Raw genomic sequence first — 23,079 nt, 5'->3', positions numbered from 1 at the left:
CGCGGCCCCGGGGTCACCCGCGTGCGGGTGACACGGCGACGGGTTCGCGGTGAGCCTCGTGATGGTTCGCGTTCCTCGGGACGGCAAGGACCTCCCGGGTGCGGGCGTCGACGTCGGCGTCGGAGAGCACACCGTTGTCGGCCAACACGGACTCCAGGGCGGTCAGCCAGTGCTCGTAGTAGCTCCACGGCTCGCCCGCGTTCCCCTCCTCCCACTGCCGGATCGCCTGGATCAGGGAGAGCTGGAACTCACTCCACTCGTACTTGCCGTTGTGATAGGCGGCAACGGCCATCGAGAAGGCCCGCAGCTCCCACGGCTCGGCGAACATCCGCTCGTCCACGTTCCCGCCGGGCAGGTCGCAGACCAGAGCCTCGACCCGCCGCCGCGCGTCGCCCAGCTCGGTCGTGTCGCTGCGCATCAGGGCGTCCCGACCGGACCGACGCCGATCATCGAGTCCCGGGTGACCAGCGCGGCCAGCTCGAACGCGCCGAGGTGCTCCGTGCCCGCGGGGCGCTGGGGCAGCACCCAGTAGCGCAGCTCGGAGCTGGAGTCCCAGATGCGGACCTCGACGTCGTCGGGGACCGGGAAGCCGAAGTCCTCGGCGAGCACCTTCCGCGGCTCGCGCACGATCCGCGAGCGGTAGGCGGGCGCCTTGTACCAGTTCGGCGGCAGACCGAGCACGGGCCACGGGTAGCACGAGCAGAGCGTGCAGACGATGGCGTTGTGCACGGCGTCGGTGTTCTCGACGACCACCATCTCCTCGCCCTGCAACCCGCCGATGCCCATCTCGGCACAGGCGGCAGAGGCGTCGGCGAGCAGCCGGGCCTTGAACTCCGGATCGGTCCACGCACGGGCCACGACCTGCGCACCGAGCTGAGGACCGACCTCGTTCTCGTAGATCTCGGCGAGGCGGTCGATCGCCTCGGTCGTCATGATCCCCTTCTCGATCAACATCGACTCGAGCGCCTTGACCCTGGCCGCGATCTCGGCCTGCGTACGGAGCGGGGTGTCGGTGGGTGCCATCAGCTGTTCTCCTGTCCGGCAAGCGTGAGATAGGGCTCCCACACGTCGAAGTAGACGATGTTGTTCGGCTCGGCGGTCTCCGGTCCCCACAGTTCCTCGGCGGTGAACCGCACCGTGTAGAGGTGCTCCGGAGCCTCCGGGCCGTCGTTGCCCGCGCTGTCCGGATAGATCGCCCCGCCGTGGGCGCCGCTGATCTCGCCGGTCCGGCCGCGGACGTACCGGGCGCGACGGGTGTGCCCGTACGGGCTGTCCGCGATCACGGTGACCCGGTCGCCCACCTTGAACTGCGCGACCTTGTCGGTGGGCCGGTTCGCGGGGGCCCCGCTCTTCACTACGGCGTCGACGAAGGACAGCAGGTCCGGGTCCTCGCGGACGGGCATCGGAGCGTCGGGGTTGTCGAGGTAGAACTGCGTGCGCCGGTCCAGCTCGTCGAGGTCGATCACACCCTTCTGCGCACCGCGGTCCTCGACGACGTGGACCCAGTGCTCGTAGTAGTTGGACAGCAGGTAGTCGGCCGCGTCCATCTTCTCGATGCTGTGCCGGAAGGAGTCGACGCCGAAGAAGCCGGCCCTGAAGCAGTTCGAGAACATCGCGAACGCGGCCTTCTCCCACTCCGCGCGGAACACCGGTTCGTTCTCGACGGTCTGGACCTTGCCCATGCCGTCCGTGCCGCCGAGGTCGAAGACGCCGTTCATGCGGAAGCTCCCGTCGTCTGCCGCGGGGCGGGGAAGCCGCCGCGAGCCTGCTCGTAGGTGTGCGCGACGCGCAGCACGGTCGCGTCGTCGAAATGCCTGCCGACGATCATCAGGCCGGCGGGCAGGCCGTCCACCAGTTCGGTGGGCACGCTGCACGCCGGGTGACCCGTCACGTCGAACGGGGCGGTGTTGGCGATCATCGACAGCGCCGTGTCGAGGTACGTGCCCAGGTCGACGTCCGCGGCCGGCAGCTTTCGCGCGGTGTAGGGCAGGGTCGGCATGACGAGCACGTCGTGGTCCGCGAGCGCCGCGTCGTAGGCCGCGCGCACCTCGGGCACCAGGTTCTGTGCCATCGCGTAGTAGGAGCCGCCACCGACGGCGAAGGTGTGGCGGCCGGACATCGCGACGAGCTTGACCGTCTTGGACAGCTCCGCGCCGCGTTCGGCGCGTCCGCGCCGGTAGTGGGCGATGAGCTCCGGATCGTAGAGCCCGTGCCAGTTCATCCCGTAGGCGTTGCCGTCCACCATCTGGTACGCGGCGCCCTCGGTCGCGATCACGTTCCAGACGTGCATCGCGTCGAGGTGCCACGGAATCGAGACCTCGCTCACCGGCAGTCCGGCCTCGCGCAGCACCTCGACCGCGGCACGCACCGCTGCGTCCACCGCCGGGTCGGAGTTCGGGTGGCCGAACCCCTCGGTGACGACGCCGATCCTCAGTCCTGCCGCCGACTCGGCCAGGGCGGCCGAATGGTCGACCGGATCGATCACGGTCGGCTGGCGCGGGTCGTGCCCGTCCGGACCGGCCAGCACGTCGAGCATCAGTGCGGCGTCGGCGACGGTGCGGGTGATCGGTCCGAGGTGGTCGATCGTGGTCTCGATCGGGAACGCTCCGGTGTACGGGACCAGGCCGAAGGTCGGCTTGTGTCCGACCGTTCCGCAGAACGAGCTGGGGATCCGGACCGAGCCGCCCTGGTCGCCACCGAGGGCCAGGTCGACCTCGCCGGTCGCGACCAGGACCGCGCTGCCGGACGAGGAGCCGCCGGCGTTGCGTGTGGGATCCCAGGGGTTGGCGACCGGCGCAGGCTTCGACGTGAAGCTGCCCCCGGAGAAGCACAGGTCCTCGCACACCGCCTTGCCGGCGATCACCGCGCCCGCGCCGAGAAGGCGCTGGACCGCGGTCGCGTCGCGGGTCGGGACGAAGCCCTCGACCGTCGCGGAACCATTGGTCATCGGGACGCCGGCAACCGCGACGTTGTCCTTGATCGCGACCGTCCGCCCGGCCAGGGGGCCGTCGCTGACCTCACGGATGTCGGTGGTGACGTGCCAGGCGTTGAGCGGGTGCTCGCCCGCCTGCCAGTCCCGCACCGGGGCGGTCGGAGCGGTACGGCGGTAGAGCACCTCGACGGCGTCGGAGGATGCGAAGGTGGCCGTGACGGCGGGGGCGAACTCCGCGAGCTCCGCGCTCGTGAGACCCAGATCGGAGCCGAGTTCGGCGAGCCGCGCGGGATCGGGTGGGGGGACAGCCACAGAGGGCCTCCTGTGATCCGAAGGTGTCGGCCAATCTACGAACGCCTCAGAGACCTGTCAACGGGTCGCGACACATTGACTTGTGTTACGAGGAGGTGACCACGCGGAGATCTGTTCCGACCGCCTCCGCAACGTGCATCCGCTGGCCGACGACCCCGTTCCCGTCGAGCGTGACGGTTCCGCGAGGCAGCTCGAAACGTGCGCCGTGCATGGCGCGGGCCACGGCGCGCGGCTCGTCGGTGCCGGCGAGGACCGCGGACGCGAACCACATCTGGACGCCCTCGAACACGGACTCGCTCAAGGTGGACAGTGGTGGCGCCCACCGCCCGAAGCGCTCCCGGTAGCGACTGCGCAAGGTGGCGTTGCCCTCGGTGTCCAGGGACTCGACGTAGCCCGACACGGCGTGCAGGCCCGCGGTCGCATCCGTGCCGATCCGGGTCAGCGTGGACTCGTCCATGGCCGGGGCAAGAGTGAGACAACGGTGATGCAGGCCGTGCTCATGGCACTGGCGCTGGAAAGCGGCCGCATCCGCGCCGACGAATGTCGACAGCACGACATCGGCCCCCGAGCGCTCGACGGCCTCCACCACCGCGGCGAAGTCCGTCGACCCCAGAGGGACCAGCCGTTCCCCGACGAGCCTGCCGCCCAGCCGGGGCAGGATCTCGTGGGCGGCCGCGTGCGTGCCGCGGGGCCAGCAGTAGTCGTTGCCCGCCAGGAACCACCGGCGCCCGCCCGCGGCATGCATCATCGTCCCGGCGGCGGCGGCGAGCTGGTCGGCCGGGCGCTCGCCGAGCTGGATCCGGAGTCCGCCCCCGACGCCGCCCTCGTTCATCAGCGTCTGGACGAGCAGGACGTCCGAGTCCGCCATCGCTGCGGACACGGCCACGAAGGTGGCGGACGTCGTCGCAACGAGGATCGTGCGACATCCCGCAGTGGCAAGCCGTCGCGCCTCGCGCGCGCCGGTCACCGGATCGGTCTCGTCGTCGCCGACCACGAGCTCGACAGGGTGACCGCGGAGCCCGCCGTCGGCGTTGATCTCCTCCAGGGCGAGCGTGGCCATGTTGTCCGAGGCCGCGGCGAACAGATTGCCCGGGCCGGACTTGGAGGTCAGGAGCCCGAGGGCGGTGTTCTCGCAATGGACGTTGCGCAGGACGTGTCCCCGGCGGCGCAGCAGCCACTCGAGCCCCTGCTGGTCCAGTTCGGACTGCAGGCGCACCCGCGTGCCCCTGCCGTTCGCGGCGAAACGCAGCACGGTCCGACCACGCCACGGTTGGTCGTGCACGATCTCGATCAGCCGACCGGCACGCAGCGCACCGATCCGGCCGAGGATCTCGATGGGTGCACCGTCCGGGTCGAGTGGAGCGCGCAGCGTCACCGCAGCGCCGGGGGCCACCCGGTGACACAGCGCGTCGAACACCCAGCCGGCGCCGGCGCCGGCACCGAACAGACCGAAGACCACGTGCGGCGGCGCAGACACCTCCTCCTGCGTGGTCAGCGTGAGGACGGACATCGAACCCCCGTGGGGTCGGTCGTGTCGAGTAGGAAGAGAGTGATTCTTCCAAGGGCCACGAGCCGGGAGAAGTGCAGAGCGTGCCAGGTTTCAGGCCAGGCGCTCCGAACCCACCTCGTGGGGCAGTGCCCCGTCGACGGACTGCAGGCCGGCACGGAAGACCTGATGGAGGAGGCTCAGCACGTCCCGCGCCGAGCCCGAGGAATCGATCGAGTAGTAGCGGAAACGCCCGTCGCGACGCTCGCTGACCAGACCCGCCACCCGCAGCACCCTGAGGTGCGTCGACACCGCCGTCCGGCCGACACTGGTGATGCGCTCGGCGATCGCACCGGCGCTGCACTCGTCCTCAGCCGCGAGAACACCGAGGATCTCGCGGCGAACGGGATCGGCCAAGGCATCGAACGCCATGTTCGAGTCCATGTCCCGCCTCCCTGACGTGTCATCCACCGCTGACATGATTGGACCATAGCGGACGCTGCGCCCCGCAGTCTGAACATGTCAGCAATGTGAGACACCAGCGACGACCCGCCCCGCCGCCGCCCGGCGCCACCTCATCCGTGCGATCGGCGGTGACGGGACCGTCGTCCGGCGCCGGCTCGTTGCGGGCCTCGGCGCGGCCGGCGGCGGCGAGGGTCCACACCCGGACGACGTTGCCCCCTGTCGGGCGATCGGCGGACAGCAGGGTCGTCCCCGGATCGACAGATCACCGGACAGGGAGGCCGCCCGGGTCAGAGCACTGTGGTGACAGGCGGATCGAGTCCGTCACCACGACCTGGAGGAGCCCACCATGAGCCTGCTCGTGAAGTCCGTCGCCGTCGTTCTCGCCGCCGCCGCGCTCACCGGGCTGGGAGCGGGCGTCGCCTGTGCAGCGACACCGACGGCCGGTCCCGCCGGCACCGTCGACGTGACGGTGACCGACACCCGCCAGCGGGTCGCCGACACCGAGCTCACTCCCGCGCAGGCGCACGGTGGCATCGTCGACTGCCTGGAAGACACCAACCATCTGACGATGAACCTGCACGCCGAAGACGGACCGGCCGCCGACCTCACGATCAACTTCTCGAACACCGACCCCGTCCACGTGGTGGTGACCGAAGACGGCCAGACGATCTGGAGCGCCACGGAGAGCGGTCCGGCGCAGAACGTTCTCGTCCCGCTCCCGTAGTTCTTCAGGCAGACATACTGGCCGGCGTCGTGGGGACGAGGGGAATCGAGCGCTGGCCCCGTCCTGCACGGGGAATCGCTCGTGTGAGCTGCGTTGAACCGGGCCGGCAGAGACCTTCCCCGGTCTGCCCTCGAGGCCTCAGCCCAGGCCGCGGCGGTCCATCCGCGATCCGAGCAGGCGTCCCAGCGCCGGGTGGGCGCCGAGGTCATCCCCGGCGACGACTGCTGATGTGCAGGATTGTATGGTTTCCATTTTACGCAACTATGAAATCTGTGTGTTGACCACCCGACGATGGACGGATCCGGTGAGCAGGCCCCTCTACCAGGCAAAAGCCGAGTTCTTCAAGACTCTCGGACATCCGGTTCGAATCCGGGTTCTGGAGTTGCTGAGCGTCCGCGAACACGGGGTGTCGGAGCTCGTCGCCGAGATCGACATCGAGCCCGCCAACTTGTCACAGCAGTTGGCGGTGCTGCGCCGAGCCGGCCTGGTGACCACTCGACGGGAAGGTTCATCGGTGTACTACTCGGTCACCGGTCCCCGGGTTTCGGAGTTGCTCGCGATCGCCAGGGCCATCCTGACCGGGGTGCTGTCGGGGCAGGCCGAGTTGCTCGACGAGCTCCGCCTGCCGTGATCAGGTACCTGCTCTCCGCGCCTTCGGTCAGGCCGCCCGCCCCGCAGACACCGTCCGGAGCGGACTCGCGGGACGTCGCGTGCTGAGCCTTTGGCGCAAGATCCGGCGAACCGGCCGAGTGGCCGAGCCGCCGCCGTCGGCCGACCGACCGACCCCGCTGACGTCCGAGCTCGCCGGCTCGGTCCAGATCCGCCACGTCGACGCCGGTTCGTGCAACGGCTGCGAGATCGAGATCGGGAGCGCGTTCGGGCCGGTGTACGACGCGGAGCGCTACGGCGCCCGGCTGGTCGCCTCACCCCGCCACGCCGACGCGCTGCTGGTCACGGGTGCGGTGACGAGAAACATGGCCGAGCCGCTGCGCAGGACCTTCGAAGCGGTGTCGGCACCGAAGGTCGTGGTCGCCGTCGGCGACTGCGCCCGCGACTGCGGGGCCTTCACCGGGGCCTACGGCGTCGTCGGCGCGGTACACGACATCGTGCCCGTCGACCTCGAGGTGGCCGGCTGCCCACCGCGCCCGGAGGCGATCGTCGAGGCGTTGCGCACCCTGACCGGTCGATGAACCCGGTCGAATTCGGGCTCGCTGCCGCGGTGGCCGTCGGGCTGGCCGGGACGGTGGCAGCCCTCCTCGTCCCCCGCCCCGCCCGGCCTGGGGTGACCGGGGCGTGCGTCGCCGTGGCCGGGGCACTCGGCCTCACCGCCGGGATCGCCGCGGTCACGGGCGTCACCTGGTCGGTCCACCTCCCGGCCGTCCTGCCGCTGGCCGGGGTGGACCTGGCCGTGGACGGGCTGTCGGGGGTGTTCCTCGCCGTCGCCGGCGCGGTCGCGGTGGCGGCCGGGATCTACGGGATCGGGTACGCCCGCCACGGCCTCGACGGGCGGGCCGTCCAGGCCGCGTTCCCCATGTTCGTCCTGTCCCTGCTGCTGGTGCCCGCCGCCGGTGGGGTCGGCACGTTCGGACTGTGCTGGGAACTGATGGCGCTGTCCTCGCTGATCCTCGTGCTGGCCGAGCACCGGCGCCGGCCCGCGGTCGCCTCGGCAGGCCTCTGGTACGCCGTGATGACCCATCTCGGGTTCGTCGCGATCCTGGTCGGGCTGCTGGTCGCCGCCGGTCCCGCCGACGGCGGCTCCTTCGCCGCCATCCGCGCCGCGGCTCCCGGCCTCCCGCCCGCGGTGGCCGGGCTGGCCTTCATGGCCTGCCTGGTCGGCTTCGGGTCCAAGGCCGGGATCGTGCCGCTGCACGCGTGGCTCCCGCGGGCGCATCCCGAGGCGCCGAGTCACGTGTCCGCGCTGATGTCTGCGGCGATGGTCAACCTCGGCGTCTACGGCGTCGTGCGGGTCGGGATCGACCTGCTCGGCGGCGGACCGCGCTGGTGGTGGCTGCTCACCCTCGCCGTCGGAGCCGTCTCGGCGGTGTACGGGATCCTGCAAGCCGTCGTCGCCGGCGACCTCAAGCGGCTGCTCGGCCACTCCACCACCGAGAACATGGGTCTCGTCCTCGTCGGCGTCGGTGCGTGCGGACTGTTCACCGTCGACGGCGAGGCGGTGCTGGCGGCACTGGCCCTAACCGCAGCCCTGCTGCACGTCATCGGCCACGCCGCGTTCAAGACCCTGCTGTTCCTGTCGGCAGGTTCGGTGCTGCACGCGACCGGCACCCGCGACCTCGACGCCCTCGGCGGGCTCCGCGCCCGGATGCCGGCGACGACGGCGGCGTTCGGCCTCGGCGCGCTCGCCGCGTCGGCGCTCCCGCCGGGAACGGCGTTCGTCAGCGAGTGGCTGCTGCTGCAGTCGCTGGTCCACGGCCTGCCGGCAGCGGGCGTGGTGGCCTCGATCGTCCTGCCGCTGGGGGTGGCGGCCGTGGCGCTGACCGCCGGGCTGGCGGTCGCCACCTTCGTCAAGGCGTTCGGCGTGGGATTCCTCGCCCGCCCGCGAGGCAGTGGTGCGGCCGGCGCGCGCGAGAGCCCGCCGACCATGCTCGCCGGGATGGCGCTGGCTGCAGCCGCGTGTGTCGGGCTGGCGATCGCCCCGATGTTGGTGCTGCCCGCACTCGCACAGGTCGCCGGCACCCTGACCCGCACCGGCCCGCCGGTGTCCGGCGCCGTCACGATCGAGCTCGACGGGGTTGCCGGCGCGATGTCGCCGGTGCTGCTCGCCGCCGCACTGGTGGCCGGCTGCGTTGTGGTCGTCGTACTCGTGAGGGTGTCGGCGGCCCGTCCGGCGCGCCGGGAGACCCGGCTGTGGGACTGCGGCGGCGGCCCGCTGACCGAGCGCATGCAGTACACGGCAACGTCGTTCGCCGAACCGCTGCAACGAGTGTTCGACAACGTCCTGCAGCCGGTCCAGGACATCGAGGTGACCCACCACCGGGAGTCGCAGTACCTCGTGGAGGCCGTGGCCTACCGACGCCGGGTGCCGGACCGGATCGAACGGCGCCTCTACGAGCCGGTGCTCGCCGCCGTCGCGGCGTGGGGGCGGGCCGGACGACGGCTGGCCACCGGCAGCGTCCACCTCTACCTGGGGTTCGGCTTCGCCGTGCTGTGCGGGGCGTTCGTGATGCTCGTGGTGACCCGGTGAACCCGCTCGGCGTCGCCGGTGGGGTCCTGCAGGCCGTCGTGATCGTCGGCGGCGCACCGCTCGTGGTGGGGCTGATGCGCCAGATCCGGGCCCGGCTCGAGGGCAGGGCGGGCGCCGGTGTCGCCCAGCCGTGGCGCGACCTGCGCAAACAGCTGCGCAAACAGCCCGCGTCCCCGCGCGGCACGTCGGAGATCTACCGCTCCGCACCGGTGCTGCTTGTGGCGACGACGCTCGTCGTCGCGGTCGTCGCGCCGTTCGTGACGACCGCGTCGGCGCTGCCGGCGGTGGCCGACCTGTTCGTCGTCGTCGCGCTGCTGGCACTCGGCACGGTCATGATCGCCCTGGCCGGCATCGACACCGGCACTGCGTTCGGCGGGATGGGTGCCAGCCGCGAGGTCACGATCCTCGCGCTCGTCGAACCGACCGTGCTGGTGGCGATCTTCGCTCTGTCGGTGCGGGCCGGCTCGACGAACCTCTCGGCCATCGTCGGATCGGTCCTCGACGATCCCGCCCGGCTCGTCTCACCGGCGAGCCTGCTCGCTGCCGTCGCCCTCGTGGTGGTGATCGTCGCCGAGACCGGCCGGTTGCCGGTCGACAACCCGGCCACCCACCTGGAGCTCACGATGGTGCACGAGGCGATGGTGCTGGAGTACGCGGGCCCCGACCTCGCGCTCGTCGAACTCGGCTCAGCGATGCGGCTGTCGGTCTACCTGGGGCTGCTGGCGAACCTGTTCGTCCCGTGGGGGGTCGCCACCGGTCCCGGCGTGGCGGCGCTCGCCGTCGGGGTGGCCGCGTTCGCGGTGAAGGTGACGCTGCTGGCCGCGGCGCTCGCCCTGGCCGAGGTGTTCCTCGCGAAGCTGCGCCTGTTCCGCGTGCCCGAGCTCCTGGCCGGGTCGTTCCTGCTGGCGCTCCTGTCCGTCACCACCGCCTACGTGCTCGTGTGATGGAGGTTCCGGTCTGATGGGTATCGAGATGAGTGGGCTCACCGTGCAGCTGCTCGACATCGCCGCCGGCGCCCTGCTGCTCACGGCCGTGCTCGTGGTGTGGCGCCGCGAGCTGTCGGTCATCCTGCGCGTGTTCGCGCTCCAGGGCGTCGCGCTCGCCGGGCTCGTGGCCGTGCTCGCCTCCGCGCAGCGGTCCGTCGAGCTCGGGCTGGTCGCGCTGGGGTTACTGGTGTTACGGGGCGTCGTGCTGCCGCTGTTGGTACGCCGCAGCCTCGCCGGCGCCGGACCGGTGCGCCGTGAGACCACCCCGATGCTCAACGTCGCCGCGTCCCTGCTCGCCGCGGCCGCACTCACCCTCCTGGCCCTGGCCGTCTCGGTACCGCTGGTGGCGCTCGACCCGTCACCCGCGACACGGGCGGTGCCGGTCGCGGTCGCGGTGGTGCTGATCGGGCTGATGGTGATGGTCACCCGCCGCCACGCCGTCTCCCAGGTCGTCGGGTTCCTGTTGATGGACAACGGGATCACCGCAGTGGCGTTCCTGACCACCGCGGGGATCGGCCTGCTCGTCGAGGCCGGTATCGCGCTGGATGTGCTGCTGGTCGCGGGGGTTCTGCACGTGCTCACCGGGCGGATCCGGGAGACCTTCGGCGACACCGACCTGAGCGCCCTGCGGGAGCTGCACGACTGATGTCCACCCTGCTACTGCTGATCCCCCTCGCCGTCCCGGTGATGGCCGCGGCCATGTACGCGGCGGCCGGATGGCGACGGCCGAGCGCTCCCGTCGCCGTGGTGTCGGCGGTGTTGTGCCTGGCGGCCGCCGTGCTGCTGGCCCGCCTGGTCGTGGACGACGGCCCCGTCATGGTCGCCGGGCTGCTTCGGGTCGACGCGCTCAGCGCGTTCATGCTGATCGTGATCGCGTCGGTCGCCACGATCGTCGCGCTGGCCACCCCGGCCCATCTCGCCACCGAGCTCGCCGCGGGCCGGATCGACCGGCGCGACGCGCGCCGGCACGCCGTCCTGGTCCAGGCGTTCCTCGCAGCGATGACGCTCGCGGTACTGGCCGCCGACCTCGGCGTGGTCTGGGTGGCCGTGGAGGCGACGACGATCGTCACCGCGTTCCTCGTCGGGCAGCGGCGGACCCGGGCGGCCGTCGAGGCCGCGTGGAAGTACGTCGTGATCTGCTCGACCGGGATCGCCCTGGCGCTGCTCGGTCTCGTCGTGCTCAACCAGGCCTCGGCACACTCCGGGACCGGCGCAGGACTCGACTGGGCGGCGCTGGCCGCCGGCGCGTCGGCACTCGACCCGGACGTGACCCGCCTCGCCGTCCTGCTCATCGTCCTGGGGTTCGGCGCGAAAGCCGGCCTCGCCCCGTTGCACGCCTGGCTTCCCGACGCCCACAGCCAGGCCCCTGCCCCGGTGTCGGCGTTGATGTCGGGGGTGCTGTTGTCGGTGTCGTTCTACGCGATCCTGCGGGTCAAGGTCATCGCCGACGGTGCGCTCGGACCGACGTTCGTGCGGGTGCTGCTGCTCGCCGCGGCACTGGCCACACTGCTGGTGTCGGCGTCGCTGCTGATCGCCCAGCGCGACTACAAGCGGATGCTCGCCTACTCCAGCATCGAGCACAGCGGGCTCCTCGCACTCGGCGCCGCGATCGGTGGCCCCCTGGCCTCGGCGGCGGTACTGCTGCACGTGCTGGGCCACGGCCTCGTCAAGAGCGTGCTGTTCGTCGGCGCAGGGCGGATCCTGCAGCTCACCGGCACCAGCCGGATCGACGAGGTCGGCGGGCTCGCGGTGCGCCGCCCCGTGCTCGCCGGCTGCGTCGGCCTCGGAGTGCTCGCGCTGGTGGGGCTGCCCCCGTTCAGCCTGTTCGCCAGCGAGTTCGGGATCGCCCGCGCCGGCTTCGAGGCCTCGCTGGGCTGGCCGACCGCCCTCGCCCTGGTCCTCGTGGTGGTCATCGCGGCGGCGCTGGTCGGCCACACCGGCCGGATGCTGCTCGGAGCGGCGCCCGAACAACCCCTGGTCCCGTGCCCGCCCGCCCGCTCCACGACCGTCGCAATGGTCGGCGGCCTGGCCGCCTGCGCGACAGTCGGGGTGGTGGCCGGGCCGCTCACCACATTGATCGACGCGGCCGCCGCCATCCTCACCGGAGCCTCATGACGACCTTCGCGGAGCCGGCCCCGCCCCGCCGGGCCCGGCTCACCCTGACCCCCGGCGAACTGCCCGGACACGCCGCTGAGCTGCTCGACCAGGGCTTCCGGCTCGCCCTGGTCGGCGGGCACGACGACCGGCCGGCCGGTGGCGGGCTGCGCGTCGTGCACCTGTTCACCGACCCCACCACCGACACCCGCACCGAACTGCACGTTCCGCTGGACCCGGCGACGCCGCATGTGCCCAGCCTCGCGGCCCTGTCCTTCCCAGCCGGCCGCTTCGAGCGCGAGACCCGCGACCTGTTCGGGATCGTCCCCGACGGGCATCCGCTGCCGCGGCGGCTGGTGCGCCACTTCCACTGGCCACGTGGCTGGTACCCGATGCGTTCCGACGCCGGTCCGCCGTCCGCGTTCGGCGACGTCGACGGCCCGTACCCGTTCCGCACCGTCGACGGCGCGGGCGTCTACGAGATCCCCGTCGGTCCGGTGCACGCCGGGATGATCGGCCCGGGCCACTTCCGGTTCTCGGTCGTCGGCGAGACCGTGCTCAAGCTCAAGGCGCGACTGTGGTTCGTGCACCGCGGGATCGAGAAGCACGTCGAGGGCCGCGCCCCCGCCGACGCGCTGCCGATCGCCGAACGGATCAGCGGCGACACCACCGTCGGACACGCCCTCGCGTTCTGCCAGGCCGTCGAGGAGGCGACCGGGGCCCTCGTCGGCGCGGACGCCCGCGTCGTGCGGGCGGTCCTGCTGGAGCTCGAGCGGCTCCACAACCACGCCGCCGACATCGGTGCGCTGTGCAACGACGTGGGGCACGGGATTCTCAACGCCCATGCCCTGCGGGTGAGGGAGCAACTGCTGCGGGTCAACGACCGGGTCTCGGGTCACCGCCTGCTCCGCGGCGCTGTGGTGCTCGGTGGCACGGCGACGGTCCGGCTGCCCGACCCGGCCGAGCTCGCGGGGATCGCCGCCGACGTCGCGGAGATCGTCGACCTCGCGCTCGGACACAGCGTGGTCCGTGACCGATTCGCCGGGACAGCCGCCCTGACCCAGCAGCAGGCGGCCGACCTCGGCACCCTCGGCTACGTCGCGCGGGCCAGCGGCCTGACCGCAGACGCCCGCTTCGACCATCCGACCGTGGCGGGCCTGCCGCGGCACCCGAGTCGGGTGGACGCCCGCGGGGACGTCCTGGCCCGGTTCCTGATCCGCGCCGAGGAGTTCGCCGACTCCGTCGCGATGATCAGCGCACTGGTCGCGCGACCCGCCGCCGCGGCGGCCGACCACGACCAACCGCAGCCCGCTCGCGGCACGGCATCGGGCGTCGGGATCGTCGAGGGCTGGCGCGGCACCATCGTCCATCGCGTGGAACTCGGTCCCGAGGGGACCGTGCGACGCCTCAAGGTCGTCGACCCGAGCTTCCTGAACTGGCCGGCGCTGCCGGTAGCCCTGACCGGCTCGATAGTCCCCGACTTCCCGCTGGTCAACAAGAGCTTCAACCTCTCCTACGCGGGCAACGACCTCTGACAGTTCCGCAGCGGCCCGCAGATCCACGAGGAGCACCAGATGCGGACTCCCGTGAGTATCGGGAGTGCCACGTCCAAGGACGGCCGCATCCCGGGTGCCGGACAGTGAGCGCCGCCAACGGACACGACGGACATCGCCGTCGTCGTCTGCCTCACCCGAACCGAGGTCGCCCGAGTCCGCGCCACGCAACGCCTCCTCGACACACCGCTGAGCCGACCGTTGACCGCGCCGCGATCCGACCGCGGTCGCACGCCTGCGCGCCGAGCGGACTCGACGCTTCGCGAGGTCCAGCGCCACGCCGGGCGCCCGGTCCAGGTGGGCGCGGCGTCGGCGGCCGTCGCAGCCTCGCCGACCTCGCCCTGATCGCCCACCACGGACCGGACTGGTTCCGCAGGACCGGGACCGCCGACCTGCCCGGGACGTTGCCGGTCACCACCGGTGGCGCGCTGCGCAGTCCCGGTGTCGACGAGGTCTGCGCCGGGACGACCGCCCGCGACGCGCTCGACGATCGGGGCTACCCCGTCATGGCCATCGGCCGCGACACCGACCCCGTCGGCCCTCCATCTGTGCAGCGGCGGCTCGCCGACCGTGGACGTACGGCGATGCTCGTGCGCACCGACGGCTCTGGCGTGCTTCTGGCGGGCCGCGCCTGAACCCGCCCGTTCCGGCCACGTTCTCCAGATCGACACCGCCGCTCGCTACGGTGGCGGCCCGAGGACACGGCAGCGGCTGGACTCATTCACGAACGGACGACCGTGCGCGCAAACCCGCCGTTGGCCCGCCGGCTCACCACCACCGACGCGGTGGTCATCGGACTCGGGTCGATGATCGGCGCCGGGGTGTTCGTCGTCTTCGCCCCCGCCGCCGCCGTTGCCGGCACGTGGCTGCTGTTGGGTGTGGCCCTCGCAGCGGTCGTGGCCTACTGCAACGCCACCTCGTCGGCCCAACTCGCGGCGCAGTACCCGACCTCCGGCGGCACGTATGTCTACGGCCGTGAGCGGCTCGGATCCTGGTGGGGATACCTCGCGGGTTGGGCCTTCGTCGTCGGCAAGACCGCCAGCTGCGCGGCGATGGCGCTGGTTCTCGCCGCCTACCTCGTCCCCGTCGGCTGGCAACGGCCGGTCGCCGTCGCCGCGGTCCTCGGGGTGGCCGGGGCGAACCTCCGCGGAGTCACCCGGACCGCGCGACTCACACGGCTGCTCGTCGGGATCGTCCTCGGCGTCCTGGGACTCGTAGTCGCCGCCGGCGTGGTCGCGGCCACCCGTCATCCCCTCGCACCGTTGCTCGCCGACGGGTCGCACGGCGTCGGAATCTACGGGGTCCTCCAGGCCGGCGGACTGCTGTTCTTCGCGTTCGCGGGTTACGCGCGTATCGCCACGCTCGGCGAGGAGGTCATTGCGCCACGACGGACCATTCCCTGCGCGGTCGTGATCGCCCTCGGCCTCACCGTGGTGCTCTACCTGGTCGTCGCCACCGCCACGCTCCTGGCGCTCGGACCGGAGCGCCTGGCCGCCTCGGCCGCCCCACTGGCCGACGTCGTCCAGGTCATCGGCTGGAGTTGGGCCGCCCCGGTCGTCGTCGTCGGCAGTGCGGCAGGCGCCCTGGGCGCATTGCTGGCCCTCGTCGCCGGGATCGGGCGCACGACACTGGCGATGGCTCGCAACGGCGATCTGCCCTCGCCGCTCGCTGCCGTGTCGGACCGGTTCCACGTCCCCCACCGTGCCGAGATCGCGGTGGCGCTCGTGGTCGTCGTGCTCGTGCTGACCGTCGACCTGCGCGGCGCGATCGGCTTCTCCTCGTTCGGCGTGCTCGTCTACTACCTGATCGCGAACATCGCTGCCCACACTCAGTCCGGGGAACATCGCCGGCACCCCCGATGCCTGCACTGGCTGGGGGCGGTGGGGTGCGTGGTGCTGGCCGTCACCCTGCCGTGGCAGTCCGTCGTCGGAGGCGTCGCGGTTCTCGCCGTCGGAGTCGGCCACCGCCTGCTCGCGTCGCGGCTCACGCGCGCTGCACGGACTCGCCTTTCACATCGCGCCGCGTGATCGGGACGTCATTCTGCCCTTCTCCCCTCCACAGGGTGCTCGCCGCCACGACGAGGCCCGGCACAGCGCCAGGCTGCCGGTAAGTCGTCTGGACCGGCGTTCTGCGCTGGATCATGCGCTGCACCCTGCGATTCCACCGTCCACGGGCAGGACGACGCCGGTGAGGTAGGAACCGGCCGGCGACGCCAGGTAGCGGACCGCGCCGACGATGTCGTCCGCGGTTCCGAGCCGCCGGAGCGGGATGGCCTTCTCGATCAGCGCTCGACCGGGACCGGACGCGAGCGCCGCGGCCGTCATGTCGCTCGGGAACGCACCGGGCGCGACCGCGTTGACGAGGACGCCGTCCTGCGCGAGGACCGCGGCGAGGTGGCGGGTCATCATGTGCACAGCGGCCTTGCTGGCCGAGTACGAGTAGTTCTCGAACACCGGTACGCGCAGCCCGTCGACCGACCCGACGTTCACCACCCGTGCCGGACGTCCGGCCGTCGCTGCCCGCCGCAGCGCGGGCAGCAGCGCCGTGGTGAGCTCGAACAGGCCGACCACGTTGGTGCTCAGAACGCGGTCCCAACCCTTGCGGGGGAAGGCCTCGAGCGGGGCGCCCCACGTCACGCCTGCGTTGTTGACCAGTACATCGAGGGTTCCGTCGAACTCCGCGTTGACGGCGTCGACAACTGCGGTGACCCCGTCAGCGGTGCTGACGTCCGCGGGCACCGCGGGGCAGCCGAGCCGTTCGCCGGTGGCCCGGCAGGCCTCGGGTTTGCGGGAGGTCACCAGGACCCGGGCCCCAGCCTCGAGCAGGCCTTCGGCGACCATCTCACCGATCCCCCGGGTCCCACCGGTGACGACGACCGTCCGGCCGTCGACGTCGAACAGGTCCTTCGTCACGCGTCCACCGCCGGGTTCCAGTCCAGGTCGGTGGCCTCCGGCTCGGAACCGACGGCCTGCGCCGCGGCGACGAGCGCCGGGCCGAGCAGGTCGGCCTCTGTCATCCCGTCGACGGGGCAGCAGCGCTGCACCTCGTTCAGGACCCGCGGGGGCGTGTCGGCGACCTCGATCCCGGCATGCTCGGCCCACTTCTGCGTGGAGTTGCGGAAGTACCGGGTCACGGTCGGCGGCACGACCTGGTTCGCCGGGTCGCTCATCGCCTCCTCGAGCGTGATGAACTCGACGCCCGCGGCCGCGTAGCCGGCGAGGACGTCGGCGTAGGCGTCGGCGGCGATCGGGGTGCCGTGGATGAGGGCGATGTGCGGGGGCTGCCGGCCGAACACCTGTTGGGCGGCGGCGGCCTGGTTGCGGAGCGCGTCGACCGCCGTCTCCGCGAACCGGCGCCGCACCCACGCCGCGGCCTCGGTGTCGCCGGCGACCAGGGTGCGCAGGTAGGCCACGAGGAACTGCACGTCGTAGAACCAGTGGGTGATCGGCGCGGGCAGCAGACCGCGGCGGACGAGGTGGGCCTGCACCTGGTCGGTCTTGTCGCGCGTGTCGCCCCACATGTCGAAGGCGTAGCGGAAGTACCGGGTGGGGGCCTTCGCCAACCACGGTTCGAGGATGTCGACGTTGCGGTCGAGGTCGGCGACGTACGACGCGACATCGGTCCAGTTGAGGCTGGCGTGGGAATGGGTGTGCGCCGCGACGTGGTGGCCGCGGTCGGTCCAGCGGTCGAGCGCCGAGAGCCACTCCGGGTGGTCGTCGACCGGCGCGGTCGACGTGAAGGCGTACACCTCGGGGACCCGGTGCTGCTCGAACGCGTCGCACAACCGGCCGAGCACGGCGTCGGGGTCGTAGCCGGGCGGGAAGCCGGCTCCTCTCCACATGAACGGGTCGTCGAGCGTGACGGCGAGTCGCAGTGGCTCCTGCGCACGTCCGCTCTCGTCGCTGAGCGCGGTGGTGGTGTCGGTCATGGCGTCGAGCGTGGAGGAGGCCGCAGGGTCCGGGCGACGCGTCCGGCGCACACCGCCCGGTGTGGTCTCGCCACACCGAGCCGGGCCGTGGGTGGCCCTACGATGCGCCCATGCCGAACTCCGTGACCGGAGCCAGGTCGACGACGCCGTCGCACCCACCCGTCGCGGAGTTCGTCTCCTGGCTCGACGAGCGCGCCGCCCGCCTCGTCGCCGACATGTTCGCCGCCGTCGTCGCCGCCACGCCGTCCGTGGTGCGCGACGACCAGGACGCGCGCCTCCTCCGGGAGGCCCTGAGCTCACACGTCCCGCTGCTGCGGGACGCCGCGCAGTCGGCGACGGCCAGGGTGAGCGTGCAGCTGGGCCGACGCTCTCGAGACCGTCCTCGACCGGCTGTTCCGCTACCTGCGCGCCGCGTGCGCCGCTGCGACCGCGGCCTACGTGCAGGAGTGCGACCTGCTGCGTCAGCGGGACGCCTCCGACCTGCGGGCCGTGACCGCGGAGGTGCTCGCGGGGACCGCGGACCTCGCAGCGGCCGAGGCACGGCTCGGCTACCGCTTCTCCGACACCCACACGGCCTTCGTGATCTGGGCGCCGCACGCGACGTCTGCCGAGCTCGACCGTGGTGTCGCGCGGTTGCGCGCCGTCGCGCGGCCCCGCCAGCTCGTCGCGGTCCCGGACGGTCCCACAGCCGTGCACGGTTGGTTCTCGGGCGGCGAGGTCGACGGCTGGGCACCGGGCACGTCGGGCCTCCGCCTCGCCCTCGGCAGCCCGCAGCAGGGCCTCGCCGGGCTGCGGGCCTCGCACCAGGAGGCGGCCGAGGCGCACCGGATCGCCGCACGGTGGGTCGACGGCACGACGGTCCGGTTCGACGACGTGGTGGTGCTGGCCCTGGCCGACCGCGCCCCCGAGCTCGCCGCGCCATGGGCCTGCGCCCGGCTGGGCGCCCTCGCCGACCCGGCCCACTCCGACCTGCTGCTGACCCTCCAGGTCTGGCTCGCCGAGCTGGGCAGCCCGACCCGGGCGGCACGCCGGCTCACCGTGCACCCCAACACGGTCGTGAAACGGCTGGAGCGGATCGCGGCGCTGCTCCCGGTCCCGTTGGACGCGAGATCGACGGTGCTTCGGGCCGCGGTCGAGCTCGCGCCCCTCACCCGAGGCTGACCACCAGCTTCCCCACGTGCCCACCGTCGAACGACCCGACGAACGTCGGGACGACGCTGTCGAAGCCCTCCACCACGGTCTCGAACGCACGCAGCCGACCCGCGTCGACGTGCGCGCCGAGTTCGGCCTCGCACCGCGCCGCGCGGTCGGTGTGGTCGGCCACGATGAACCCCTCCGCCCGGATGCGTTTCGTCACCAGCAGGCCGAAGTTGCGTGGGCCCGGAGGCCGGACGACGTCGTTGTACCCGGCGATCAGCCCGCACAACGCGATCCGGCCGCGGTTGTTCATCCGGTCGAGCACGGCCTCCATCAGCGGGCCGCCGACGTTCTCGAACAGCGCGTCGACCCCGTCCGGCGTCGCGTCGCGGAGCTGCTCGGCCCAGTCGTCGGCCCGGTGGTCGACGACCGCGTCGACGCCGAGCTCCTCGGTGAGCAGCTCGCACTTGCGCGGCCCGCCCGCACTCGCGACGACACGCGCCCCGGCGAGCCGGGCCAGCTGGACCGCGGCCGAGCCCACCGCGCCCGCGGCGGCGGACACGAACACCGTCTCGCCTGCCCGCGGCGCGCAGATGTCGCCCATTCCCACCCACGCGGTCAGGCCCGTCATCCCGAGGATGCCGAGCCGGGCCGTCGACGCGTCGGGCAGCCGCTCCCACCGCGCCGGGTCCTCGATCAGCACCTCCTCCTGCCACCCGGTGAACCCGCGGACCACATCCCCCGCAGCGAGGTCCGGGTGCCGGGACTCCTCGACCACCGCGATGCCCAGAGCGCGGACGACCTCACCCACACCGACCGGCGGGAGGTAGCTCGGGCGGTCGTCGAGCCAGCCGCGGATCGCCGGGTCGATGCTGAGGTGCCGGGTCCGGGCCCGGACCCCGCCCGCCGGGCAGGGCCGACGGGCGACCTCGACCCGTGCGAAGTCGGAGTCCCGGGCCCGGCCGTGCGGCCGCTGGGCGAGAACGACGGAAAGAGGCACGCCCTCACGCTGTCGGTGACGCCGACGCCCGACCATGGTGCGCGGCACCACCGTGCGGTGGCGGCCGGGCACCTGGGCGGTGCATCCCGCCCGACCTAGCGTCCGACGGATGCCGGACACCGTGGTCTCACTCTTCGACGCGCACGTCAGCGCCCAGCCGGACGCCGTCGCCCTCTCCTCGGGCGACGGATCCGTGCGCTGGACCCGGCGCGAGTACGCCGCGAAGGCGGCCCGGCTCGCGTCGGCGTTCAGCGCCCTCGGGGTCCGTCCCGGGGACACCGTCGCGCTCCTGATCGGGAACCGGCCGCAGTGGCAGCTCAGCGACCTCGCGGCGCTGCTGGTGGGCGCCACACCGTTCTCCCTGTACACCACCGCGCCCCCGGCGGAGTCGGCCGAGCTCGCCGTCCGGGCGCGCGTCCGGCTCGTCGTCGCCGACCCCGGACTGGTGCACGACGACCACATCCCGGCCGGCGTCCCGGTCGTCACCGTCGACGAGCTGGACCGGCTGCCCACCGACTCCTCGTTCACGATCCACGAACCGGGGCCCGACGACGTCGCGACCCTCATCTTCACCTCGGGCACGACCGGCAGGCCGAAGGGCGTGGAGCTCACCCACGCCGCGATCGTCTTCCAGCTCCGCGCCCTGGACTCGATCGTCCGGCTGGACGGCGGCGCGACGGTGTCCTACCTCCCCCACGCCCACATCGTCGACCGGGTCGTCGGCCACTACGCCGGACTGGTCGGCGGGACGAGCGTGACGACCGTCGCCGACCCGGCCACCCTTTTCGACGTCCTGCAGCGGGTCCGGCCGCGGCTGTTCACCTCCGTCCCTCGGATCTGGCAGCGCGTCGAACGGCTCATGCGCGCCATGCTCCGCGACGGTGCCACGCACAGGCAGCTGGCGTCCCGGTTCGGGCTCGACGGCGCGCATTGGCTGGTCACCGGGTCGGCGCCGCTGCCGGCCTCGACGCACGAGTTCTTCGACTCGGTGGGTCTCCCCCTGCACGACCTCTGGGGCCTGAGCGAGACCACGGCCGTCGCGACCTGGACCGGGCCCGGCGACGCCTTCCGGGACAGGGCCGGGACGGTCGGTCGTCCACTTCCGGGCACCGCGGTCCGGCTCGCCGACGACGGCGAGATCCTGGTGCGCGGCCCCCACCTCGCCCGCGGCTACCTCGACGATCCGCAGGCAACAGCGGCGTCGTTCGTCGACGGGTGGTTCCACACGGGCGATCTCGGGGAGTGGCGGGGCGAGCTCCTCGCGGTCACGGGCCGGAAGAAGGACCTCATCATCACCGCGGGCGGCGAGAACATCTCGCCCAGCCGGGTCGAGGACGTCGTCGCCGAGTCACCCCTGGTCGACCAGGTCCTCGTCGTCGGCGACGGACGGCCGTTCCTCGTCGCCCTCGTGGTCCCGGACTTCGCCGAGCTCGCCCACCACGGTCTGCACGGTCTCCCTGAGGAGGTCGTCGCCGACCCGCGAACCCGCGCACTGCTCGATGCGGTGCTCGACACCGCGAACCAGAAACTCGCCAAGGCCGAACAGGTGCGTGCCCACGCCGTCCTGGCACAGCCCTGGACCAGCGACTCAGGAGAGCTCACCCCGACGCAGAAGCTGCGCCGTCGGACGGTCGAGGAGAGCAATCGTGCCCTCGTCGACCGGCTCTACGCCGCCACCCGTTCACGCGACCGGCACGCCGACAGCACACCTACAGGCTGACCAGGTGCAGAACGTGGCCGACGGGCCTCGTCGCCGCAGCCCGGCAGCCAGGCCGCCTCGAGGCCGAGCTGACGAAGATCTCCTGCGGCGTCAGGTCGATGGCCAGGCGAGCGTGCTCCGCCGACGTGCAAGGCTTGGGCGACAGCGAGCTTCCGGACAACCGGTTGCTGCCGTCATTCCGACGCATTGCTGCATCGAACCCGAACGACGGCCGCAACCTGCGCCTGACCACGAAAGTTGCGCCGATAGGCGGTGGGCGTCGTGCCGACCTCGCGAGCAAAGTGCGCCCGGAGGTTCACCGCCGTCCCGAGGCCGCAGTCTCGTGCCACCTTCGCCACGCTCAGATCCGTCTGCTCGAGCAACCGCATCGCCGCACGGACCCGCTGCACGATCAACCATCGCATCGGCGACATGCCCGTTTCGGCGACGAAACGGCGCGCGAAGGTACGGGGTGCCCAACTGGCGTGCTCCGCCAGCCGTTGGATCGTGAGACGCTCGTCGAGATGCTGCAGAGCCCACTCGCACGTGGCAGAAAGTCCGTCTGACGACATCGCTACCGGCCGCTCGATGAACTGGGCCTGCCCGCCACCTCGGTGCAGAGGGACCACCATCCGGCGGGCGACATGCGCGGCTTCCTCCATCCCGCCGTCGGTGCGAACGAGGTCGATGCAGAGGTCGATTCCAGCCGCAATTCCGGCGCTGGTCCAGACCCCGCGATCTTCCGTGTAGAGGACGTCCGCGTCCACCTCGACGTCCGGATACCGCCGGGCAAGTTCTGCCGCGTGCAGCCAGTGGGTGGTGGCCCGCCGCCCGTCGAGGAGCCCGGCCGCACCGAGGGTGAACGCCCCGGTGCACAGGGACACGACTCGAGCACCGCGGCTCCACGCCGCCCTCAGAGCTACGCCCACCTCTCCGGGCGGCTCCTCGAAGGAAATCAGACCCGGAACGATGACCGTGTCCGCCTCGAGCAGTGCCTCCAGGCCTGCCGCCACCTCGATCTCGAAGCCCAAGTTGGTCTGCACCCGACCGGGCATCACTCCGCACAGCGACAGCTCGTACCTGGCCGGGTCCTCGACCAGGTTGAAGACCTCGAAGGGGACGGACAAGTCGAACGTGACGACGCTCGGCAGCGCTAGAACGACAATCGAGTGCATGAGCTAATTTTGACACCAGCGAGCCACGCTGGGTTTGTCATCGCTGTGCAGCTGACGATCACTCACAGCACACAGCCGCATGAGGATCAGCGGCTCTGCAGTCAGCCGGGACCACCACTGGACTGGTCAGGTCCGACATTCTTCGCGCCTCCGATCCCATTCACTGAGCGAAAGAGCAGCAGCTTCTCAATGACGCGCTGCGGTCCGAGAACTCACATGGCGATGGGTGATCGAGCGACTGTGTGGAAGACCGTCCGCGTGAACCGTGACTCTGCCGGCATCGTTGCCAGGCGGAGAAGTCGCGGCGCCGCGGTCAGGAACCGCCGGCACCCTCAGACGGCGGCCTTCGTGGTGCCGTTGCCGTTGTGCTCGACGACGGGCGCGCT

23 protein-coding genes are annotated in these 23,079 nt (G+C 72.0%); 12 read left to right on the top strand and 11 right to left on the bottom strand.

Going from position 1 to position 23,079, the window contains the following annotated elements:
• Window positions 1–13: 13 nt before the first annotated feature.
• The 6 genes from TOK_RS29685 to TOK_RS29660 all read right to left on the bottom strand — a co-directional run bounded on the left by TOK_RS29685 (window position 14) and on the right by TOK_RS29660 (window position 5,162).
• Window positions 14–418, bottom strand: coding sequence for a nitrile hydratase accessory protein (locus TOK_RS29685; protein ID WP_098961301.1), 405 nt, complete (start codon window positions 416–418; stop codon window positions 14–16).
• Entirely contained in the window at window positions 418–1,023 is a 606-nt protein-coding gene (gene nthA / locus TOK_RS29680; RefSeq protein WP_098961300.1) for a nitrile hydratase subunit alpha, read from the bottom strand. Before nthA ends, TOK_RS29685 begins: the two co-directional genes overlap by 1 nt.
• The gene (gene nthB / locus TOK_RS29675; protein ID WP_098961299.1) at window positions 1,023–1,718 is read right to left on the bottom strand and encodes a nitrile hydratase subunit beta; all 696 of its coding nucleotides are present in this window, start codon (window positions 1,716–1,718) and stop codon (window positions 1,023–1,025) included. Before nthB ends, nthA begins: the two co-directional genes overlap by 1 nt.
• Window positions 1,715–3,244, bottom strand: coding sequence for an amidase (locus TOK_RS29670; RefSeq protein ID WP_098961298.1), 1,530 nt, complete (start codon window positions 3,242–3,244; stop codon window positions 1,715–1,717). Before TOK_RS29670 ends, nthB begins: the two co-directional genes overlap by 4 nt.
• Before the next feature lie 85 nt (window positions 3,245–3,329).
• The gene (locus TOK_RS29665) at window positions 3,330–4,754 is read right to left on the bottom strand and encodes a substrate-binding protein (protein ID WP_098961297.1); all 1,425 of its coding nucleotides are present in this window, start codon (window positions 4,752–4,754) and stop codon (window positions 3,330–3,332) included.
• 90 nt (window positions 4,755–4,844) lie between these two features.
• Complete coding sequence (locus TOK_RS29660; protein WP_253258736.1) at window positions 4,845–5,162, bottom strand: helix-turn-helix transcriptional regulator; 318 nt, start codon at window positions 5,160–5,162, stop codon at window positions 4,845–4,847.
• Window positions 5,163–5,541: 379 nt separating this feature from the next.
• On the opposite strand from TOK_RS29660, the gene TOK_RS29655 reads away from it, so the two are divergent.
• From TOK_RS29655 to TOK_RS29610, 10 genes are all read left to right on the top strand, one after another.
• A complete protein-coding gene (locus tag TOK_RS29655) occupies window positions 5,542–5,919 on the top strand; it encodes a hypothetical protein (protein ID WP_098961295.1) in 378 nt (125 codons plus the stop codon).
• A gap of 304 nt (window positions 5,920–6,223) precedes the next feature.
• Entirely contained in the window at window positions 6,224–6,550 is a 327-nt protein-coding gene (locus TOK_RS29650) for a helix-turn-helix transcriptional regulator (RefSeq protein ID WP_172457863.1), read from the top strand.
• 79 nt (window positions 6,551–6,629) lie between these two features.
• Window positions 6,630–7,109, top strand: coding sequence for an NADH-quinone oxidoreductase subunit B family protein (locus TOK_RS29645; protein WP_216362152.1), 480 nt, complete (start codon window positions 6,630–6,632; stop codon window positions 7,107–7,109).
• Window positions 7,106–9,121 (top strand): proton-conducting transporter membrane subunit, encoded by a 2,016-nt coding sequence (locus TOK_RS29640; RefSeq protein ID WP_098961294.1) that lies wholly within the window; start codon window positions 7,106–7,108, stop codon window positions 9,119–9,121. Before TOK_RS29645 ends, TOK_RS29640 begins: the two co-directional genes overlap by 4 nt.
• On the top strand, window positions 9,118–10,065 hold the full coding sequence (locus TOK_RS29635; RefSeq protein ID WP_098961293.1) for a respiratory chain complex I subunit 1 family protein: 948 nt from the start codon (window positions 9,118–9,120) through the stop codon (window positions 10,063–10,065). The genes TOK_RS29640 and TOK_RS29635 overlap by 4 nt, the downstream gene beginning before the upstream one ends.
• A 16-nt stretch (window positions 10,066–10,081) precedes the next feature.
• On the top strand, window positions 10,082–10,753 hold the full coding sequence (locus tag TOK_RS29630) for a hypothetical protein (RefSeq protein WP_253258735.1): 672 nt from the start codon (window positions 10,082–10,084) through the stop codon (window positions 10,751–10,753).
• Window positions 10,753–12,222 carry a proton-conducting transporter membrane subunit gene (locus tag TOK_RS29625; protein WP_098961292.1) on the top strand — a complete coding sequence of 490 codons (1,470 nt, stop codon included), beginning with the start codon at window positions 10,753–10,755 and terminating at the stop codon, window positions 12,220–12,222. Before TOK_RS29630 ends, TOK_RS29625 begins: the two co-directional genes overlap by 1 nt.
• A complete protein-coding gene (locus TOK_RS29620) occupies window positions 12,219–13,736 on the top strand; it encodes an NADH-quinone oxidoreductase subunit C (protein WP_098961291.1) in 1,518 nt (505 codons plus the stop codon). Before TOK_RS29625 ends, TOK_RS29620 begins: the two co-directional genes overlap by 4 nt.
• Before the next feature lie 422 nt (window positions 13,737–14,158).
• Window positions 14,159–14,389 carry a hypothetical protein gene (locus TOK_RS33635; RefSeq protein ID WP_216362151.1) on the top strand — a complete coding sequence of 77 codons (231 nt, stop codon included), beginning with the start codon at window positions 14,159–14,161 and terminating at the stop codon, window positions 14,387–14,389.
• A gap of 102 nt (window positions 14,390–14,491) precedes the next feature.
• A complete protein-coding gene (locus TOK_RS29610) occupies window positions 14,492–15,781 on the top strand; it encodes an APC family permease (protein ID WP_098961290.1) in 1,290 nt (429 codons plus the stop codon).
• Between the two features lie 111 nt (window positions 15,782–15,892).
• Here TOK_RS29610 and TOK_RS29605 read toward each other — a convergent pair whose 3' ends face one another.
• From TOK_RS29605 to TOK_RS33085, 3 genes are all read right to left on the bottom strand, one after another.
• Window positions 15,893–16,666, bottom strand: coding sequence for an SDR family oxidoreductase (locus TOK_RS29605; RefSeq protein ID WP_216362150.1), 774 nt, complete (start codon window positions 16,664–16,666; stop codon window positions 15,893–15,895).
• Window positions 16,663–17,682 carry a polysaccharide deacetylase family protein gene (locus tag TOK_RS29600; protein WP_098961289.1) on the bottom strand — a complete coding sequence of 340 codons (1,020 nt, stop codon included), beginning with the start codon at window positions 17,680–17,682 and terminating at the stop codon, window positions 16,663–16,665. Before TOK_RS29600 ends, TOK_RS29605 begins: the two co-directional genes overlap by 4 nt.
• 97 nt (window positions 17,683–17,779) lie before the next feature.
• Window positions 17,780–17,923 (bottom strand): hypothetical protein, encoded by a 144-nt coding sequence (locus TOK_RS33085; protein WP_172457862.1) that lies wholly within the window; start codon window positions 17,921–17,923, stop codon window positions 17,780–17,782.
• Window positions 17,924–18,120: 197 nt separating this feature from the next.
• Between TOK_RS33085 and TOK_RS29595 the strand changes: the two genes are divergently transcribed.
• Window positions 18,121–18,843 carry a CdaR family transcriptional regulator gene (locus TOK_RS29595; protein WP_172457861.1) on the top strand — a complete coding sequence of 241 codons (723 nt, stop codon included), beginning with the start codon at window positions 18,121–18,123 and terminating at the stop codon, window positions 18,841–18,843.
• Here TOK_RS29595 and TOK_RS29590 read toward each other — a convergent pair.
• On the bottom strand, window positions 18,830–19,819 hold the full coding sequence (locus tag TOK_RS29590) for an NADP-dependent oxidoreductase (protein ID WP_216362149.1): 990 nt from the start codon (window positions 19,817–19,819) through the stop codon (window positions 18,830–18,832). The two genes, TOK_RS29595 and TOK_RS29590, sit on opposite strands and share 14 nt — an antisense overlap.
• A gap of 109 nt (window positions 19,820–19,928) precedes the next feature.
• Between TOK_RS29590 and TOK_RS29585 the strand changes: the two genes are divergently transcribed.
• Window positions 19,929–21,539, top strand: a complete 1,611-nt coding sequence (locus TOK_RS29585) for a long-chain fatty acid--CoA ligase (protein WP_172457860.1) — start codon at window positions 19,929–19,931, stop codon at window positions 21,537–21,539.
• Window positions 21,540–21,712: 173 nt separating this feature from the next.
• Here the strand turns inward: TOK_RS29585 and TOK_RS29580 are convergent, their stop codons facing one another.
• Window positions 21,713–22,693 (bottom strand): GlxA family transcriptional regulator, encoded by a 981-nt coding sequence (locus TOK_RS29580; protein ID WP_098961286.1) that lies wholly within the window; start codon window positions 22,691–22,693, stop codon window positions 21,713–21,715.
• Between the last annotated feature and the right edge of the window lie 386 nt (window positions 22,694–23,079).

This window comes from Pseudonocardia sp. N23, assembly GCF_002583555.1.
GTDB lineage: Bacteria > Actinomycetota > Actinomycetes > Mycobacteriales > Pseudonocardiaceae > Pseudonocardia.
Note: the sequence above shows the minus strand (reverse complement) of the source record. Positions and strands in the feature narration are given on the sequence as shown.